The 18,234-nt window shown below is 73.3% G+C and carries 13 protein-coding genes and 1 riboswitch; of the genes, 3 read left to right on the top strand and 10 right to left on the bottom strand.

What is annotated here, in order from left to right; all coding sequences use genetic code 11:
* Nucleotides 1-3: 3 nt before the first annotated feature.
* Both glpK (ACH01S_RS15845) and ACH01S_RS15840 read right to left on the bottom strand, forming a co-directional pair.
* The gene (gene glpK / locus ACH01S_RS15845; protein WP_067891678.1) at nt 4-1,530 is read right to left on the bottom strand and encodes a glycerol kinase GlpK; all 1,527 of its coding nucleotides are present in this window, start codon (nt 1,528-1,530) and stop codon (nt 4-6) included.
* A 30-nt stretch (nt 1,531-1,560) separates the two neighbouring features.
* On the bottom strand, nt 1,561-2,328 hold the full coding sequence (locus ACH01S_RS15840; RefSeq protein WP_067891671.1) for an IclR family transcriptional regulator: 768 nt from the start codon (nt 2,326-2,328) through the stop codon (nt 1,561-1,563).
* Between the two features lie 248 nt (nt 2,329-2,576).
* Here ACH01S_RS15840 and ACH01S_RS15835 point away from each other — a divergent pair, with 248 nt between their 5' ends.
* The 3 genes from ACH01S_RS15835 to ACH01S_RS15825 all read left to right on the top strand — a co-directional run bounded on the left by ACH01S_RS15835 (nt 2,577) and on the right by ACH01S_RS15825 (nt 6,730).
* Complete coding sequence (locus ACH01S_RS15835; RefSeq protein WP_067891663.1) at nt 2,577-3,404, top strand: MIP/aquaporin family protein; 828 nt, start codon at nt 2,577-2,579, stop codon at nt 3,402-3,404.
* 27 nt (nt 3,405-3,431) lie between these two features.
* Nucleotides 3,432-4,949 (top strand): glycerol kinase GlpK, encoded by a 1,518-nt coding sequence (gene glpK, locus ACH01S_RS15830; RefSeq protein ID WP_067891660.1) that lies wholly within the window; start codon nt 3,432-3,434, stop codon nt 4,947-4,949.
* 110 nt (nt 4,950-5,059) lie between these two features.
* Nucleotides 5,060-6,730: a glycerol-3-phosphate dehydrogenase/oxidase gene (locus tag ACH01S_RS15825; RefSeq protein WP_067891658.1), complete on the top strand. Its 1,671-nt coding sequence runs from the start codon at nt 5,060-5,062 to the stop codon at nt 6,728-6,730.
* Nucleotides 6,731-6,739: 9 nt separating this feature from the next.
* Here the strand turns inward: ACH01S_RS15825 and ACH01S_RS15820 are convergent, their stop codons facing one another.
* The 8 genes from ACH01S_RS15820 to ACH01S_RS15785 all read right to left on the bottom strand — a co-directional run bounded on the left by ACH01S_RS15820 (nt 6,740) and on the right by ACH01S_RS15785 (nt 18,192).
* On the bottom strand, nt 6,740-7,894 hold the full coding sequence (locus ACH01S_RS15820) for an acetyl-CoA C-acetyltransferase (protein ID WP_067891651.1): 1,155 nt from the start codon (nt 7,892-7,894) through the stop codon (nt 6,740-6,742).
* A gap of 22 nt (nt 7,895-7,916) precedes the next feature.
* The gene (locus tag ACH01S_RS15815) at nt 7,917-8,534 is read right to left on the bottom strand and encodes a TetR/AcrR family transcriptional regulator (protein WP_067891644.1); all 618 of its coding nucleotides are present in this window, start codon (nt 8,532-8,534) and stop codon (nt 7,917-7,919) included.
* A gap of 12 nt (nt 8,535-8,546) precedes the next feature.
* On the bottom strand, nt 8,547-9,326 hold the full coding sequence (locus ACH01S_RS15810) for an SDR family oxidoreductase (protein WP_067891639.1): 780 nt from the start codon (nt 9,324-9,326) through the stop codon (nt 8,547-8,549).
* The gene (locus ACH01S_RS15805) at nt 9,323-10,504 is read right to left on the bottom strand and encodes an acyl-CoA dehydrogenase family protein (protein ID WP_067891972.1); all 1,182 of its coding nucleotides are present in this window, start codon (nt 10,502-10,504) and stop codon (nt 9,323-9,325) included. The genes ACH01S_RS15810 and ACH01S_RS15805 overlap by 4 nt, the downstream gene beginning before the upstream one ends.
* A gap of 10 nt (nt 10,505-10,514) precedes the next feature.
* Entirely contained in the window at nt 10,515-11,753 is a 1,239-nt protein-coding gene (locus ACH01S_RS15800) for a glycosyltransferase (RefSeq protein WP_067891631.1), read from the bottom strand.
* The gene (locus tag ACH01S_RS15795; protein WP_067891628.1) at nt 11,734-14,652 is read right to left on the bottom strand and encodes a bifunctional glycosyltransferase/CDP-glycerol:glycerophosphate glycerophosphotransferase; all 2,919 of its coding nucleotides are present in this window, start codon (nt 14,650-14,652) and stop codon (nt 11,734-11,736) included. Before ACH01S_RS15795 ends, ACH01S_RS15800 begins: the two co-directional genes overlap by 20 nt.
* A gap of 229 nt (nt 14,653-14,881) precedes the next feature.
* Entirely contained in the window at nt 14,882-15,670 is a 789-nt protein-coding gene (locus tag ACH01S_RS15790; RefSeq protein ID WP_067891624.1) for a CHAP domain-containing protein, read from the bottom strand.
* A gap of 11 nt (nt 15,671-15,681) precedes the next feature.
* Nucleotides 15,682-15,838: riboswitch (cyclic di-AMP (ydaO/yuaA leader) on the bottom strand.
* A gap of 455 nt (nt 15,839-16,293) precedes the next feature.
* Nucleotides 16,294-18,192, bottom strand: coding sequence for a SpoIIE family protein phosphatase (locus tag ACH01S_RS15785; RefSeq protein ID WP_067891621.1), 1,899 nt, complete (start codon nt 18,190-18,192; stop codon nt 16,294-16,296).
* Between the last annotated feature and the right edge of the window lie 42 nt (nt 18,193-18,234).

The raw sequence follows: 18,234 nt of genomic DNA, 5'->3' as shown, positions 1-18,234 counted from the left end.
GTGTCACGGCCGCGCGGCCGGGTCCTCGCCCGCGCGGATCCAGTCGAACGTGCGCTCCACGGCGCGTTTCCAGTTGCCGTACTCGGCGGCGCGCCGCGCGGGCTCCATCGCCGGGACCCAGCGGGCCGCGCGGTGCCAGTTGCGGCGCAGCCCCTCCAGCCCCGCCCAGTAGCCGACCGCGAGCCCGGCCGCGTAGGCGGCGCCGAGCGACACCGTCTCCACCACCATGGGGCGTTCCACCGGCACGTTCAGCATGTCCGCGACCATCTGCATGACGAGGTTGTCGGACGTCATGCCCCCGTCGGCCTTCAACTCCCTCAGGCCGAGGCCGGAGTCGGCGTTCATCGCGTCCACCACCTCGCGGGTCTGCCAGCCGGTCGCCTCCAGCACGGCCCGCGCCAGGTGGCCCTTCGTGATGTAGGACGTGAGCCCGACGATGATCCCGCGCGCCTCGCTGCGCCAGTGCGGCGCGAACAGCCCGGAGAACGCGGGGACGATGTAGCAGCCGCCGTTGTCCTCGACCGAGCGGGCGAGGGTCTCGATCTCCGGCGCGGTGGTGATCAGGCCGAGGCCGTCCCGGAACCACTGGACGAGCGCGCCGGTGATCGCGATCGAGCCCTCCAGCGCGTACACGGCGGGCTCGTCGCCGATCTTGTAGCCGACGGTGGTGAGCAGCCCGTTGTCGGACCTGACCGGCGTCGTCCCGGTGTTCATCAGCAGGAACGCGCCCGTCCCGTAGGTGCACTTCGTCTCGCCCGGGGAGAAGCACGTCTGGCCGAACAGCGCGGCCTGCTGGTCGCCGAGCGCCGCGCCGACCACGACGCCCGGGATCACGCGGCGGGCCGTCCCGTAGGTCTCGGTGGACGACCTGATCTCCGGCAGCATCGCGCGCGGCACGCCGAAGAAGTCGAGGAGGCCGTCGTCCCAGGTCAGGGTGCGCAGGTCCATGAGCAGGGTGCGGCCGGCGTTCGTCACGTCCGTGACGTGCACGCCGCCGTCGACGCCGCCGCTCAGGTTCCAGATCAGCCAGCTCTCCATCGTGCCGAACAGCACCTCGCCGCGCTCGGCCCGCGCCCGCAGGCCGGGCGTGTGGTCGAGCAGCCAGCGGACGCGCGGCGCCGAGAAGTACGTCGCGATCGGCAGGCCGCTGCGCTCGGTGACCATCGCCGCGCCGGGGGCGCGGTTCAGCTCGTCCACGAGCGCGCCGGTGCGCATGTCCTGCCAGACGATAGCGCGGCCGATCGGGACGCCCGTCAGCCGGTCCCACAGGACGGTCGTCTCGCGCTGGTTGGCGATCCCCACCGCCGCTATCTGCGATGTTGTGGCACCCGCCTGGGCGAGGGCCTCCGGCGCGACGCGTTCCAGGTTGCGCCAGATCTCCATCGGGTCGTGCTCGACCCAGCCGGGCCTCGGGAAGTGCTGGCGGTGCTCACGCTGCGCGACCGACACGAGCCGCCCGGCGTGGTCGAACAGGATGCAGCGGGTGGACGTGGTGCCCTGGTCGATCGACATCACGAAGCGCTCGGTCACGTCCGGTCCCCTCCCCGGGCGGGCCGGGCGTCACCAGCGGGAGCCGCCGAGGTCGCGGGAGACGGCGCGGGCCGCGTCCCGCACGAACGCGACGAGCCGCGGCTCCGGGACGCGCCGGGAGTCGCAGATCCGCTCGACCGCGCCGGAGATCCCGATCGCGCCGACGACGAGCCCGCCGTGCCCGCGGATCGGCGCGGCGATCCCGGCCTCCCCGATGGACAGCTCCTCGGTCTCCGCGGCCCACCCGTTCTCGCGTACCTGGGTGGCGGCCCGTGCGAGCCGGCGCGGATCGGTGATCGTGCGCCGGCAGTAGGACTCCAGCTCCGTGTCGCGGACGGCCGCCATGGCGTTCGCGTCGTGCGCCAGCAGCGCCTTGCCGAGCGCGGTGGCGTGCAGGGGCAGCAGGCTGCCGACGTCCATCGCCTGGAGGGTGTCGTCGGGACGGAACACGTGGTGCACGACGAGGACCTTGCCGTCCAGGAGCGTCCCGATGCGGACGGCCTCGCCGCTGCGGGACGCGAGCGCGTCGGCCCAGTTGATGGCGCGCGAGCGCAGCTCGTTGACGTCCAGGTAGCTGGTGCCGAGGTGCAGCAGGGCGGCGCCGAGCTGGTACTTGCCGGAGCCGCCGTCCTGCTCGACGAAGCCGACGCGCTCCAGCGTGCGGAGGATGCCGTGCGCCGTGCCGCGGGCGAGCCCGAGGGACGCGGCGATCTCGCCGACGCCGAGCCGTCCGGAGCTCGCGGCGAGGAGGCGCAGGATGGCCGCGGCCCGCTCGATCGACTGCACGGGTCCTGGCATGGGCCGAATGCTAGTTCTACGGGCGAACCGCCGACAATGTCGGCGCCCGCCGCGCTCCCCGTCCCGTGCGCCCCGAACTGCCCGGATTCGGTGATCTGGTGCACACCGGGGAGGGTAACCGCCGCCGCGCGGCGGGGAAAGTGTTCGACATTGTCGGCACCCGCCGGTTGTCGGGCGGTCCGTCCCGGCCTAGCGTCCGGGGCAGCCTCCCGGGGGCCCGCTTCCACCCAGCAGCACGAGGAGTGCCCATGGCGGAACGTCCGAGAATCCCCGCGCTCGCCGGCGAGCTCGCAGCCGAGTTCGCCGGCACCATGATCCTCATCCTGTTCGGCGTCGGCGTCGTCGCGCAGGTCGCCGGCGCCGACATCGGCGACCACGACAGCATCGCCTGGGCCTGGGGCATCGGCGTGACGCTCGGCGTCTACGTCGCGGTCCGGACCAGCGGCGCGCACCTGAACCCGGCGGTGACCGTCGCGCTCGCCGCGTTCAGGGAGTTCGCGTGGCGGAAGACCGCCCCGTACATCGCCGCGCAGACGGCGGGGGCGTTCGTGGCGGCGCTGATCGTCCGGTGGAACTACAGCGAGGTGCTCGCCAGGGTCGACCCCGGGCACACGATCAAGACGCAGGGCGTGTTCTCCACCCTGCCGGGCAACGGGACCCTGCCGGTCGGGACCTGGGGCGCGTTCCGCGACCAGGTGATCGGCACCGCCATTCTGCTCTTCGTGATCAAGGCGCTGACCGACGCGCGGAACGCGCCGCCGCTCGCCAACCTCGCCCCGTTCCTCATCGGGCTGCTGGTGGTGGCGATCGGGATGGCGTTCGGCACCGACGCCGGGTACGCGATCAACCCGGCCCGCGACTTCGGGCCCCGGCTCGCGTCGTTCCTCACCGGCTACGACACCGCCTGGCGCGACCAGCACGGGGATCTGTACTTCTGGGTGCCGATCGTCGGGCCGCTGATCGGCGGCGTGCTCGGCGCCGGGCTCTACAAGGTCCTGGTCGGCCGGTTCCTGCCGCCCGCGGGCGAGAGCCCGTCCGTCCCCGCCGAGCCCGAGCCCGAGTACGAGAAGGCGTGACCGCACACCCCTCAGGAGAACCCACGCATGGCTGACTTCGTCGGAGCGCTCGACCAGGGCACCACCAGCACGCGCTTCATGGTCTTCGATCACGGCGGCAACGAGATCGCCCGCCACCAGCTCGAACACGAGCAGGTCCTGCCGCGGGCCGGGTGGGTGGAGCACAATCCCACCGAGATCTGGGAGCGGACGCGCGCCGTCATCCAGAGCACGCTGCACAAGTCCGATCTCGGTCACACGGATCTGGCCGCGCTCGGCATCACCAACCAGCGCGAGACGACGGTGGTGTGGAACCGGCGGACGGGGCGTCCGTACTACAACGCGATCGTCTGGCAGGACACCCGCACCGACCGCATCGCCGCCGCGTTGGAGCGCGACGGGCGCGGCGAGACCATCCGCCGGAAGGCGGGCCTGCCCCCGGCCACGTATTTCTCCGGCGGCAAGATCCAGTGGATTCTGGAGAACGTCGACGGGGCTCGGGAGGCCGCCGAGAGCGGCGACGCCCTTTTCGGGACGACCGACAGCTGGCTGCTCTGGAATCTGACGGGCGGTGTGGACGGCGGTGTGCACGTCACCGATCCGACCAATGCCAGCCGCACCATGCTCATGGACCTGGAGACCCTGGACTGGGACGACGAACTCCTGTCGTTCTTCGGAATCCCGCGTTCAATGCTGCCGCAGATCAAGCCGTCGTCCGCGCCCGACCCCTACGGGGTGACCCGCCGCGACGGGCCGCTCGGCGGCGAGGTCCCGCTGACCGCCGCCCTCGGCGACCAGCAGGCGGCGACGGTCGGCCAGGTGTGCTTCGCGCCCGGCGAGGCCAAGAACACCTACGGCACCGGCAACTTCCTGCTGCTCAACACCGGGCATGAGCCCGTCCGGTCGTCGCAGGGACTGCTGACCACGGTGTGCTACCAATTCGGCCGCGAGAAACCCGTCTATGCCTTGGAGGGGTCGATCGCGGTGACGGGGTCGGCGGTGCAGTGGCTGCGCGACCAGCTCGGCATCATCTCCGGCGCCGCCCAGAGCGAATCCCTGGCCCGGCAGGTCGACGACAACGGCGGGGTGTACTTCGTGCCCGCCTTCTCCGGCCTGTTCGCCCCCTACTGGCGCTCGGACGCCCGCGGCGCCATCGTCGGCCTGTCCCGCTACAACACCAACGCCCACCTGGCCCGCGCCACCCTGGAATCCATCTGCTACCAATCCCGCGACGTCGTCGAAGCCATGCGCGCCGACTCCGGCGTCTCCCTGGACGTGCTCAAGGTCGACGGCGGCGTCACCGCCAACGAACTGTGCATGCAACTCCAAGCCGACATCCTCGGCGTCCCCGTCTCCCGCCCCGTCGTCGCCGAGACCACCGCCCTCGGCGCCGCCTACGCCGCCGGACTCGCCGTCGGCTTCTGGAACACCACCGACGAACTCCGCCAGAACTGGAACGAGGACAAACGCTGGCACCCCGCCTGGGACGACGACCAGCGCCGGACCGGCTACGCCGGATGGAAGAAGGCCGTGGAACGGACCTACGGCTGGGTGGACATCGACTGATCCTTTCGCCGGGCCGCGGCGAACTGTTGTCCGGGACGTCCGTCCCGGGACGGCTCGCCGCAACCCGGCCGACCGACACTCTTGACGGACCTCTTCTCGGGAGCATCGCAGTGACATCGGTAGCCCTCGGACCGCTCTACCGCGCGGACGCCGTGCGCGGCCTCACGGAGACGGAGTTCGACGTCCTGGTCGTCGGCGGCGGGATCGTCGGCGCGGGCGCGGCGCTCGACGCGGTGTCCCGGGGCCTGTCCGTCGCGCTGGTGGAGGCGCGGGACTGGGCGGCCGGGACGTCCGGCCGGTCGAGCAAGCTGATCCACGGCGGGCTGCGCTACCTGGAGCGGCGCGACTTCGGGCTCGTCCGGGAGGCGCTGCGGGAGCGCGGCCTGCTCCTGCACCGGCTCGCGCCGCATCTGGTGCGCCCCGTCCCGTTCCTGTATCCGCTGCGCGGGCGCGTGTGGGAACGGGCGTACGTGGGCGCGGGCGTCACCCTGTACGACTCGATGGGCGGGACGCGGGCGCTCCCCCGGCACCGGCAGCTCACCCGGCGCGGCGCGCTGCGGGAGGCGCCCGCGCTGCGCCCGGACGCCCTCGTCGGCGCGATCCAGTACTACGACGCGCAGGTGGACGACGCCCGCTACACGATGATGGTCGCCCGCACCGCCGCCCAGTACGGCGCGCAGGTCGTCACGCGCGCCGAGGTGACCGGGTTCCTGCGCGAGGGCGAGCGGGTGACCGGCGCGCGCGTCCTCGACCTGGAGGGCGGGCGGGAGATCGCCGTCCGCGCCCGCCGCGTCGTCTGCGCGACCGGCGTGTGGACGGACGGCGCCCAGGCCATGACCGGCTCCCGCGCCGCGTTCGGGGTGCGGGCGTCGAAGGGCGTCCACCTGGTGGTGCCGCGCGACCGGATCCCGATGGACACCGGCCTGATCACGCGGACGTCCAGAAGCGTGCTGTTCATCATCCCGTGGGGGCGGCACTGGCTGGTCGGGACGACCGACACCCCGCACGAGGACGGCCCCGACGAACCCGTCGCCACCCACACCGACGTCGGCTACCTGCTCGACCAGGCGAACGCCGTGCTGCGCACGCCGCTGACCCGCGACGACATCGAGGGCGTGTACGCGGGGCTGCGGCCGCTGCTGTCCGCCGAGGCGGACGACACGGCCCGGATGTCGCGCGAGCACGCCGTCGCCGAGCCCGTGCCCGGCCTCGTCGTCGTGACCGGCGGCAAGTTCACCACCTACCGGGTGATGGCGCGGGACGCGGTGGACGCCGTCGCCGCGAGCCTGGACGACGCCGTCCCCGAGTCGGTCACCGGGCGCCTCCCGATCCTCGGCGCGGTCGGCTTCGAGGTGCTGTGGAACGAGCGGCGGCGGCTCGCCGCCGCGTCGGGGCTGCACGTCGCGCGCGTCGAGCACCTGCTGCGCCGGTACGGGTCGTGCGCGCGGGACGTCCTGGACCTCGTCGCCGACGACCCGGCGCTCGCCGCCCCGATCCCCGGCGCGGACGACTACCTGTGCGCCGAGGCCGTCTACGCGGTGACGCACGAGGGCGCCCTGCACCTGGACGACGTCCTGGTCCGGCGGCTGCGGATCTCGATCGAGGAGTGGGACGGCGGCGTCGCCGCCGCCGCCCGCGTCGCCCGCCTGCTCGCGGACCGGCTCGGCTGGAGCGAGGACGACGTCGCCGCCGAGATCAAGCGGTACGTCCTCCAGGTCAGGGCGGAGCGGCGCGGCGGCCCGGCCGTCGCCGAGCCCGAACCGCCCCTCACGGCCGTCTAGAACCGCCCTTCAGAGGCGTTCGAGGATGGTGACGTTGGCCTGCCCGCCGCCCTCGCACATCGTCTGGAGGCCGTAGCGCCCGCCGGTCCGCTCCAGCTCGTGCAGGAGCGTCGTCATGAGGCGGGCGCCGGTCGCGCCGAGCGGGTGGCCGAGGGCGATGGCGCCGCCGTTCGGGTTGACCTTCGCCGGGTCCGCGCCGGTCTCCTTCAGCCAGGCGAGCACGACGGACGCGAACGCCTCGTTGATCTCGACGGCGTCGATGTCGTCGATCGCCATGCCGGTCTTCTTGAGCGCGTAGGCGGTGGCGGGGATCGGCGCCGACAGCATCCGGATCGGGTCCTCGCCGCGCGCCGAGACGTGGTGGACGCGGGCGCGCGGCGTGAGCCCGTGGTCCTTCACGGCCCGCTCGGACGCGATGAGCAGCGCCGCCGCCCCGTCGGAGATCTGCGACGACAGCGCGGCGGTGAGCCGTCCGCCCTCGACCAGCGGCTTCAGCCCGGCCATCTTCTCCGGCGAGGTGTCGCGGCGCGGCCCCTCGTCCGCCGACACGCCCTCGTAGGCGACGATCTCGCGCTCGAACCGGCCCTCGTCGATCGCCCGGATCGCCCGCTGGTGCGACTCGAACGCGAACTCCTCCATCTCCGCGCGGGAGATGTCCCAGTCGCGGGCGATCATCTCGGCGCCGTTGAACTGGGAGACCTCGGCGTCGCCGTAGCGGCGCGTCCAGCCGGCCGAGCCGTGGAACGGCCCCCGCGTGAACCCGAGCGGCTCGGCCGCGGTCATCGCGAACGCGATCGGGATCTGCGACATGTTCTGCACGCCGCCCGCCACCACCAGGTCGGACGTCCCGGCGAGGACGGCCTGCGCGGCGAAGTGCACGGCCTGCTGCGACGACCCGCACTGCCGGTCCACGGTGACGCCCGGCACCTCCTCGGGGAGCCCGGCGGCGAGCCAGCAGGTGCGGGCGATGTCCCCGGCCTGCGGGCCGACGGCGTCGACGCAGCCGAACACGACGTCCTCGACCGCCGCCGGGTCGACCTTGGTGCGTTCCATCAGCGCGGTCAGCACGTGCGCGCCGAGGTCGGCGGGGTGCGCGCCGGACAGGCCGCCGCCGCGCCGCCCGACCGGAGCGCGGACCGCGTCGACGATGTAGGCCTCGGCCATGGGACTCTCCTTCGTACGGGGGCTAGCCTGCCTCGATCCCCTCCAGGAACAGGGCGAGGTACTGCTTGGCGATGTCGTCGGCGGACAGCCGTCCGCCGCGCTTGTACCAGTTGGCCGCGACCCAGACGGTGTCGCGGATGAACCGGTAGACGAGGCCCGGGTCGAGGTCGGCGCGGAAGGAGCCCTCCCGCACGCCGCGCTCCAGCAGCGCGAGCCACATCTCCTCGAACCGGCTCCGCGACTCGCGCAGGTACGCGAACCGCTCGCTGGTCGCGAGGTGCTTCGACTCGTTCTGGTACAGGACGACGGCCGGGCGGTGCCGGTCGATCGTCCGGAACGACTCGACGACGATCCCTTCGAGCGTGTCGCGGGCGCTGAGCCCGGCGCCGAGGACGCGCTCGTAGGCGGCCCACATCTCGTCCAGGAAGGTCGACAGGATCTCGTCGGCCATCGCCTCCTTGGAGTCGAAGTGGTAGTAGAGGCTGCCGCCGAGGATCCCGGCGGCGTCCGCGACCTGCCGGACGGTCGTCGCGGAGTAGCCCTGGGAGGCGAACACCTCGGCGGCCGTGGCGAGCAGTTCGGCCCGCCGCTCCGCGCGGGCGGCGGCGGTGCCCTCGGCGTCGCGCCGTCGTGGACTCATCGTGGATACGTCCTATGCGTGCTGTGAGGAGACGGAGACGACCTCGCCCGTCATGTACGAGGAGTAGTCGCTGGCCAGGAAGACGATAACGTTGGCCACCTCCCATGGTTCGGCGTAGCGGCCGAAGGCCTCGCGGCGGGTCAGCTCGTCCAGGAGTTCCTCCGAGGTCACCTTGACCAGGTGCGGGTGCATGGCGAGGGACGGCGACACCGCGTTCACCCGGACGCCGAAGTCGGCCGCCTCCAGCGCGCAGCAGCGGGTGAGCGCCATGACCCCGGCCTTGGCGGCGGCGTAGTGCGACTGCCCGCGCTGCGCCCGCCAGCCGATCACCGACGCGTTGTTGACGATCACGCCCGAGCCCTGGTCGCGCATGGTCCGCAGGGCGGCGCGGGTGCAGCGCATGGTGCCGGTGAGCGTGATGTCGAGGACGCGCCCCCACTGGTCGTCGGTCATGTCGACGAGGTCGGCCGTCCCGCCGAGCCCGGCGTTGTTGACGGCGACGTCGACGCGCCCGAACCGCTCGACGGCGCGGGCGTACAGGGCGACGACCTGCTCCTCGGACGTGACGTCGCAGGCCAGCGCCGCGACCCGGTCGGCGCCGAACTCCTCCGCCAGCTCGCGGGCGGACGCGGCGAGCCGCCGCTCGTGCGCGTCGGAGACCAGGACGCGGGCGCCCTCCTCCAGGCAGCGCCGCGCGGTCGCGCCGCCGATCCCGGCCCCGGCCGCCGCGGTGATCACGACGGCGCGGTCCGTGAGCAGCCCGTGCCCGGGGACGTAGGCGGGCGGCGTCATCCGCGGGCCTCCCTCGGCAGGCCGAGGACGCGCTCGGCGATGATGTTGCGCTGGATCTCGTTCGACCCCGCGTAGATCGTGTCGGCGCGGGAGAACAGGAACAGCCGCTGCCAGTCGTTCAGGTCGTAGGGCTCGCCGTCCATGACGAGCCCGGCGGCGCCGAGGACGTCCATGGCCAGCTCCCCGAGCTCGCGGTGCCAGGTGCCCCAGACGAGCTTGGAGATCGACGACTCCGGCCCCGGCGCGCCCGCCGCGACGCCCGCCATCGTCCGGACCGCGTTCAGCCGCATGATCTCCAGGCCCATGTAGGACCTGGTCAGCCGGTCGCGCAGCAGCGGGTCGTCGATCGCCCCGGTGCGCCTTGCGAGCTCGGCGACGCCCTCGAACTCGCGCCGGAACCCGACCTGCTGGCCGAGCGTCGCGACGCCGCGCTCGAACCCGAGCGTCGCCATCGCGACCTTCCAGCCGTCGCCTGGCGCGCCGACGATGTTGGACGCGTCCGTGCGGGCCCCGTCGAAGAACACCTCGTTGAACTCGGACGTGCCGGTGAGCTGGACGATCGGCCGGATGTCCACGCCGTCCTGGCGCATCGGCACGAGCAGGTAGGACAGTCCCTGATGCCGGGACGAGCCCGGCTCGGTGCGGCAGACGGCGAAGCACCAGTCCGACTCGACGGCGAGGGACGTCCACACCTTCTGCCCGGTGATCACCCACTCGCCGCCGTCCAGCTCGGCGCGGGTCTGCACGTTGGCGAGGTCGGACCCGGCGTCCGGCTCGGAGTAGCCCTGGCACCACAGCTCCTCCGCCGCCACGATGGGCGGCAGGAAGCGGGCGCGCTGCGCGTCGGTGCCGAACGCGATGAGGGTCGGGCCGAGGAGGTTCTCCCCGATGTGGTTGACCCGGGCGGGCGCGTCGGCGAGCGCGTACTCCTCGTTGAAGATCACCTGCTGCTCGACGGTGGCGCCGCGCCCGCCGTACTCCTCCGGCCAGCCGACGCAGGTCCACCCGGCGGCGGCCATGTGCCGCTCCCAGGCGAGCCGCTCCTCGAACGCCTCGTGCTCGCGGCCCGGGCCGCCGAGGCCGCGGGCGTGCGCGAACCCGCCCGCCAGCTCGGTCCGCAGCCAGTCGCGGACCTCGGCGCGGAAGGCCCGGTCCGGCGGGGACTCATGCTCCGTCACGCCGAGCACTCTACCAAACACTTGTTAGAAAGACCCCCCGGACCGCGGGTTCCGCGATCGGGCCGGAGCGCGCCGCGCGCTCCGGCGCGCCGGACGGCGGGTCGCGGTGCAGCAGGTCGAACAGCCGGTCCCAGCGGGCGAGCACCGCGTCCGGATGGAACCGCAGCACCGAGGCGCGGGCCTGCGCGCCGAGCGCGCGGCGCAGGTCCGGGTCCTCCATCAGCCGCTCCAGCTCCTTCGCGAACAGGGCCGTGTCGCCCGGCGGGACGAGCACGCCGCCCCGGCCGTCCTCGATCAGCGCGCGGACGCCCGGCGCGCAGTCGAAGGCCACCGTCGGCAGACCGTACGCCATCGCCTCCAGGACCGACATCGGGAACCCCTCCGCGCGGGACGGCAGCGCGAACACCGACGCCTCGACCAGCGCCTCCTCCACGTCCGCGACCACGCCCCGGAACTCCACGGAGCCGAGCGCGGCGGCCTGCTCGCGGAGGCGCTCCTCGTCCGGGCCCGCGCCGTAGACGTGCAGCCGCCAGCCGGGATGCCGAGCCGCGACCCGCTCCCACGCCTCCAGCAGCAGGTCGACGCCCTTCTCGTAGGAGAGGCGCCCGACGCAGGCGACGACCGGGAGGTCGAGCGTCGGATGGACGACCGGCGTCACGTGCACCGGGTTCGGGATGTAGTCGGCGTTGGTCATGCCCGCCCTGGCCCAGGCGTCGGCGTCCTCGGCGGTGAGCACCAGCATCCGGTCGGCGTCGGCGTAGTGCTCCTTGACCCGCCGGTAGCGCGACGACGCGCGCGTCGCCTCGAAGGACTCGTGGCTCATCGCGACGACCCGCAGCCCGGAGGTGTCCGCCCGCCGGACCCACTCCATCGCCCACACCTGCGCGGCGATCACGACCGCGCCGGGACGGGCCCCGGCGAACAGCTCCGACAGCCGGGCCGCGCCGCGCCGCTGGACGGCCGTCCGCCACGCGCCGCGGACGCGGGCCGCGACGTTCAGCCGCTGCGCCGCCGTCACCGGACGCCAGGCCAGCACGGGCGGGCGCCACTCCGGGTGCAGCACCTCGACGGCATAGGAGCCGTCCCGGTCGTGGTGGTGCGGGAGGTCGCCGCGGGTGATCCCGACGAGCGTGACGCGGTCGCCGCGCTCGGCGAGCCGCCGCGCCATGTGGTGCGCCCAGCGCTGCAGGCCGCCCATGTCGTCGGCGTTGTTGCAGACGATGAAGACGTCACGCGGCGCGGCGGCCATGGCGCTCCCTCCTCCGGGCCGTCCGTCCCGCGGGGAAACCGCGCGCGGGGAAATAGCGCTCTACGACGGCCCTGGCCGCCGATCCCCGGTCGTGCTCGCCGAAGCGGGCCGCGAACGCGCGGCGGCGGTCGGCGTGCCGGGGCGCGGCGTCGTCCAGGGCGGCGAGCGCGGCGACCAGTTCGTCCTCGGTGCGGGTGACCGGGCCGGGGGCGTGCCGCTCCAGGTCGAAGTAGCCGGGCGCGAGGTCGCCGCCGTCCGGCAGGTGCAGGACGATCGGCCGGTCCAGCAGCGCGAAGTCGAACATGATCGACGAGTGGTCGGTGACCAGGGCGTCGGCGAGGAGCAGCAGCGGGGTCACGTCGGGGACGCGGCCGACGTCCCGCATCACCGCGCGGGCGCCCGGCGGGACGTTGGCCCGGCACAGGTAGTGCGGCCGGACGAGCAGCACGGCCTCCTCCCCCAGCTCCCGCGCGAACACCTCCGGGTCGACGGGCGGGTCGAGGAGCTTCACCGGGCGGCCGCGCGGGCCGGTCGCGAACGTCGGCGCGTACAGGACGGCGCGGCGGCCGTCGTCCAGGCCGAGCGCGCGGCGCAGCGCGGCGACCTCGGCGGCCAGCTCCGGGTCGCCGTCCAGCCCGTTGACCAGCGGGTCGTTGCGCGGATACCCGGCCGCGAGCAGCTCCGAGCGGACGCCGAGCCCCGCGCACAGCGTCTCCACGTCGTGCCCGGACCGGACGAGGAAGCAGTCGAACCGCTCCACCATCCGCCGCAGCTTGGCCCGGTCGGCGGCCGGGCCGTGCTTGAGGCGCGGCTGGTCGAGCCCCATCAGCTTGAACGCCGAGCCGTGCCAGGTCTGGATGTAGGTGGTCTCGGGGCGCTTGCGCAGGCCGTCCGGGAAGCCCTGGTTGTCGATCCAGTAGCGGGCGCGGGCGAGCGCCAGGTAGTACGCCCACGTGCCGCGCCGCACCAGGCGGGCGTCGTCCGGGAAGCCCTCCCGGGACGACGCGTACGACCACACCGCGTCCACCCGCCTGCCCGACCTGCGCAGCTCCCGGTAGATGTACTTCGGGTTGTCGGAGTATTGGCGTCCCATGTGGCTCTCGAAGACGGCCAGCCCGGGTTTGACGGGGAGCCTGCTCAGCACCCGGTTGAACACGGCGGTCTTGGTCTTCCTGGACGTCAGCGCCGCGCGGACGCCTTTCCTCGCGCGCCGCGCCCGCCGCCCGGTGTGCCGCCAGGCCAGCCGCCCGGCCCGGGAGCGGACGGCCCGGCGCGCGGCCGCCGCCGCCCGCCGCGCCCACGGGCTCCCCGCCTCCAGGGCGAACGCCAGGTGCCCGCCCTCGGTGACGTACGAGCGGAGCCGGTCGGCGGCGAACCGCGTGAGCCGGGGCCGGACGGGCAGCGCCACCCCGTCCAGCGGCGGCGCGCCGGGGCCCGGGCCGGGCCGGGTGACGATCTCCTCGCCGTCCACGCGGAGGCGGAGCCGGACGTCCCACACCGGGTCGACGAGCCCGACCGGCCTGATGCGCCGCCGCGGGTCGAACTCGGCCCGCCAGCCGATCCGGTCGCCCTCGTACCGGACGGACGCGGGCACCCGCCCGCGCGGGGCGCGGCGCCGTCGGTCGCGGAACTCCAGCGTGCCGGACAGCTCGGCGTCCGGGCCGATCCGGTCCAGCGGGTTCAGCACGTGCCCGGCCATGCGCACGCGTCCGTCCCGCACCTCCAGCCGGGTGACCGTGTTCGCCGGGCGCAGCTCCTTCAGGGGCCGGACGTGGAAGCCGAAGCCGGTCACGTCCAGGACGCGGTGGCCCAAGGACCCGCTCGGACCGCTCGCTCCCCAGAAGACCCGCCCGTCCCGCTCGACCAGCCGCGCCCGCAGCTCGGCGCGCCCGGCCGGGTCGTACTCGGCGGCGGCGAGCGCGCCCGCGTGGTCGCCCTCGCGGATCAGGTAGGCGGCGATCGCCGACAGCGGATTGGCCTCCTCGAAGACCCGCGGGTCCAGGTCGGCCAGGTAGGCGGCGGCGAGATCGAGGAAGCTCGCCCGGTAGGGCGCCTCGCGGTCGCGCAGTTCGCGCAGGTAGAGCATCAGGTCGTGGTTGACGAACTTGACGTCCTTGGCGCGTCCGAGCGCGTGCGCGCCGCGCCCGTCGAACAGGCGGTCGATGCGGCGGTGGATCTCCAGCCGGTCGGCGAAGTTGGCGAGTTCGGCGCGCCGGTTGGAGATCGACGGGGCGGGCGACCGCTCCCGGACGAGCCAGTTGTAGACGCGGTGCGGGATCAGCGCCGTCCGTCCGGACGCGAGATAGGCCTCGGCGGTGAACAGCAGGTCTTCGTAGTGCAGCCGCTCCACGAAACGGAGGTCGTGCTCCTCCAGGAAGCCCCGCCGGTACGCCTTGTTGGTCGAGAGCGTGTCGTAGAGGAGGTCAGGGTTGTCGTCCAGGGACTCGTACACGGCCCTGTTCCGGTAGAGCCACGGATACCAGGGGCGGACGCGTCCCTTCGCGCCCGCGGGCACGTCCAGGAAGATCCGGTCGCACAGCCCGGACGCGATGTCGGCCCCCGCGTCCTCGGCGGCGGCGAGGAGGTTCAGGCAGGCGTGCCGGTCCAGCAGGTCGTCGCTGTCGAGGAACATCACGTACCGGCCGGAGGACGCCTCCACCCCGGTGTTGCGGGGACGTCCGCAGCCGCCCGAGTTCACCGGCAGGTGGACGGCCCTGACCCGGCCCGGATGCGCGGCGGCCAGCCGGTCGGCGGTCTCGGCCGTCCCGTCGGTGCTGGCGTCGTCGACGACGACCGTCTCGACGCCGCCGAGCGACTGCGCGAGCACGGTGCCGACCGCGCGGGGCAGCCGCCGCGCGTCGTTGTAGGCGATCACCACGACGCTGACATCGGGGCGCACGGCGACCTCTCCTTCCCACGCTCCGGCCGGACGCGGTGTCGGATTCCTTTCCAGAAACGCCGCAGTGAGGTCCAAGGGCGTTCAAAGGCTGTCAACGCTTGGCATTACCCGACTTCACCGGAGGCATGGGTCACTTCACCCGGAACGCCAGAAGGCGCCCGGCCGGGGAGCCGGGCGCCTTCCTCCTGAATGGCTCGGGCGTCCTGAGCGGATCAGGTTTCCGAGTGGGTCAGGACGCGTAGTCCGGGTAGCCGTAGCCGACCACCTGGGCCTTGTCGCGGACCTTCTTCTTCACCGCGTTGTCGGTGTTGCCCTCGACAGTGGTGATCTTGCCGTTGCCGTTGTCCTTGACGACGATGCCGACGTGGTCGATCCCGCCGATGCCGCCGCTGGAGCCGTTCTTCCAGTCGAAGAACACCACGGCGCCGGGCTTGGCCTTGTGGCCCCACCGGTCGGTCTTCTTGAACCAGGTGGCGTGCTGGACGGTGTAGGCGTCCCAGCCCATGTTCTTGACGCCGGTCTGGGCGCCGAGCCACGAGACGAACATGTTGCACCACTGGGCGCCCTTGTAGTCGTCGACGGAGAAGCCCCCGTCACGCTCGGCGGTCGCGGCGGCCTGCGGGGTCGACACGTACCAGCGGTGGTACTTGGTCATGCCGCCCTTGCCCTCGTGGGTGCCGATCTGCTTCTCGGCCAGCTTGATGACCTCGTCGGGCTTGACGGCGCGGGGCGCCACCTTGAAGCCCTCCGCGCGGGCGTCGGCGGCGGAGACGTTGCCCGTCCCGCCGTCGGCCTTCTCGGCGGCCTTCGCGGCCGCCGGGGACTCGGCGGACCCGCCCTGCTGGACGACGGCCGCGGCCTGCGGGGCGGCGGCGTCGGCGGCGGCGCGGTCGCCGGCGAGGGGGTTGAACACCGCGAGGCCGATGGCCCCGGCGAGGACCGCGCTGGCGGCGACGCCGACGGCCTTGTCCTCGGGCGTGAACCTGCTCAGGGAAAGACGATCGAAACGACCGGTCATGCAGGAAATCTCCTTACTCCCATGACGCCTACCGGGTTAGCTGACGGATTCGGGCATGGAAGCAGCCCTACGGCGCGGCTCTCGGGTCGCGCCGATTCACCCCTGGAACCTGGGTCCCCGGCTCCGTTCCGGTCGTGTCGACCAGGACGGACTCGGCCTCGCACCGCGGATCGCGGTGCCGGATATTCGGATTGATCTACTGACTGATCTTGATGGGATGCAGCGCCCCTGGTCGGGTGCGCGTTCGCGGGCGGGATCCGCTCCGCGATCCTCGGCCGCGCGCGGCGCGACCGGCGGCAACGCATGGGGTGCGTTGCGTGATTCGGACTGAAGGTACCAACCTTCTCAAGGAAAGCAAACCAGGCACAAAACTCCGTCGCGCCCGCTCAAGGCCTCCTCAAGAATCCATCAACACCCCATGGCCCGGGGGTGTTCCCGATCTTTCCCGGATCGCCCCTCAGCCCCTTGCCCAGCGGCCTTACCGGCCTTCTCGCATTTGGTAAAGAACCCTTGGGCGCCCGCTGCCCCGACAAGGTCATCCGGTTCCGGGAGGGCCTCCAGGCCCGCCTGCGGTGAGACGCAAGTCACACGGGGTGATCATCGCAGGTCAGAGATGCCGTCCGTCACTCCACGTGCAGGGCGAAGAGCGTGGTGTCGTCGGCGGCGCGGTCGTGCCCCATCCGGGCCAGGACCTGGTCGAGCATCCGCTCCGGCTGGCGGGCGCAGTCCCGCAGGATGCCGGTGAGGCGGGCGATCCGCTCGTCCAGGTCGGCGTCGCGCCGCTCCACCAGCCCGTCGGTGTACAGGAACAGCATGTCGCCGGGGAGGAGCCGGGTCGCGACCGTCATGTACTCCCACTCCGGCATCGCGCCGAGCAGCGGGTCCCGGACGGCCTCCAGCGGCACCGCCCGCTCGTCCCGGATCAGGATCGGCGGCGGGTGCCCGGCGCAGGTCCACTCGAGGACGCGGCCGCGCGGCTCGAACTCGGCGACGATCGCGGTGCCCGTCGCGGGCGGCTCCATGCTGCTGACCAGGTCGTTCAGCCAGCCGACGAGCCGCCCGACCGGCTCGCCCGTGCAGGACAGGCCGAGCAGCCCGTTGCGGGTGCGGGCCATCGACGCGGCCGCGGGCAGGCCGTGCCCGGCCGCGTCGCCGATCGCGAACAGGGCCCGGCCGTTCGGCAGCGGGCGCAGCGCGAACCAGTCCCCGCCGATCCGGGCGGTGCTCTCGGCCGCCATGCTGCGGATCGCGGTGCGCAGGCCGGGGAGCTGCTCCACCTCGTCCTCGTCCGGCATGATCGCGCGGCGCAGCGTCACCGCGACGCGCCGCTCCTGCGCCATGCGCTCCTGCTGCTTCAGCATCTGCCGGCGCGTCTCGGCGAGCGCCCGCTCCACGCCCCGCCGCCGCGTGATGTCCTGCGAGACGATGTTGATCGACACCGGCAGCCCGGACTCGCCGAGGACCGGCTCGGCGAACACCCACAGGTTCCGCGGCGTCCCGTCCTTGCCGATCACCCGGTGCTCGGCCTCCACCGGCTCCCGGCGCGAGAACATCGTCTGGACGGCCTCCTCCACCAGCGGGAGGTCGTCGTCGGCCACGACCTTCGGCAGGTCGTGCGGCATGGGCGGCACCTCGTCCGGGGCGAGGCCGTAGTTGGCGAGCATCTGCGGCGTCCAGTCCGCCTCGCCGGTCGCGAGGTCCCACTCGCCGAACCCGATCAGGGCGAGCCGCTCCACCCGCTCCAGGCGCCGCGCGATCCGGTCCTCGTGGAAGTGGTAGCGCCAGGTCACGCAGACGCCGGTCGGCACCGCGACGCACCGCACGCTCATCCGGGACGACCGGGACAGCCCCCGCTGCGCCGTCGAGTAAAGAATCGAGGAACGTTCCAGGCTGGGGCCGCCCTCCAGCACCTCGACGTACTCGTCGAAGAGCCCGCTCAGGACGGCGCCCGGATCCGTCTGCAGCAGGCGGAGCCCGGTCAACTCCTCCTTGCCGCGCCCGAACATGTCCCGGGCGACGTCGTTGAGGTCGGCGTAGAGGAAGTCGGCGACGCGTCCGTCCGGCCCCCGGACCGGGACCAGGTGCGTCGCGGAGTCGAGCGCCCCGTCGAGCACCGCCCGCGCGGCCGGGTCGTCCGGCACCGCGGCGAGGATCTCCGCGTCGCCCGCGGTGTCCTCGGCCGTCACCCGGCGCAGCACGTCCTCGGCCTCGGACAGCACGACCTGGCGCTCCGCCGTCGCCTCCTGCGCGCGGGGCGCGTTCCGGCCCGCCGCGACGGCCCCGACCGCGCCGCCGCCCGCGTCCTTGACCAGCAGGGACGCGGCCTCGGCGAGGTCCATGTCGAGGTCGCGGGCGAGCCAGATCAGGTGCTGCAGCGCCTCCGCGGGCGGGACGCCGAGCCGCCGCGCCAGCACGACCCGCGCCTCCGACAGCACCGCGCGGTCGTGCGCGGCGTCCCGCAGGTCGTCCAGGTCCGCCACGTGCGCCCCGTGCTGCGCCGAGGCGCCCTCCGCGTCCGCCAACCTGTCCCCCGTTCCGGCGAGGCTGCTCTTGGCAGAAAAAAG

The organism is Actinomadura chibensis NBRC 106107 (assembly GCF_001552135.1).
In the GTDB taxonomy this organism is placed as follows: domain Bacteria; phylum Actinomycetota; class Actinomycetes; order Streptosporangiales; family Streptosporangiaceae; genus Spirillospora; species Spirillospora chibensis.
Note: the sequence above shows the minus strand (reverse complement) of the source record. Positions and strands in the feature narration are given on the sequence as shown.

Bases quoted from the DNA above. Each gene is read 5' to 3' on its own strand.
- ACH01S_RS15840 (WP_067891671.1), bottom strand. From the start codon at position 2,328: ATGCCAGGACCCGTGCAGTCGATCGAGCGGGCCGCGGCCATCCTGCGC.
- ACH01S_RS15835 (WP_067891663.1), top strand. From the start codon at position 2,577: ATGGCGGAACGTCCGAGAATCCCCGCGCTCGCCGGCGAGCTCGCAGCC.
- glpK (WP_067891660.1), top strand. From the start codon at position 3,432: ATGGCTGACTTCGTCGGAGCGCTCGACCAGGGCACCACCAGCACGCGC.
- ACH01S_RS15820 (WP_067891651.1), bottom strand. From the start codon at position 7,894: ATGGCCGAGGCCTACATCGTCGACGCGGTCCGCGCTCCGGTCGGGCGG.
- ACH01S_RS15815 (WP_067891644.1), bottom strand. From the start codon at position 8,534: ATGAGTCCACGACGGCGCGACGCCGAGGGCACCGCCGCCGCCCGCGCG.
- ACH01S_RS15810 (WP_067891639.1), bottom strand. From the start codon at position 9,326: ATGACGCCGCCCGCCTACGTCCCCGGGCACGGGCTGCTCACGGACCGC.
- ACH01S_RS15800 (WP_067891631.1), bottom strand. From the start codon at position 11,753: ATGGCCGCCGCGCCGCGTGACGTCTTCATCGTCTGCAACAACGCCGAC.
- ACH01S_RS15790 (WP_067891624.1), bottom strand. From the start codon at position 15,670: ATGACCGGTCGTTTCGATCGTCTTTCCCTGAGCAGGTTCACGCCCGAG.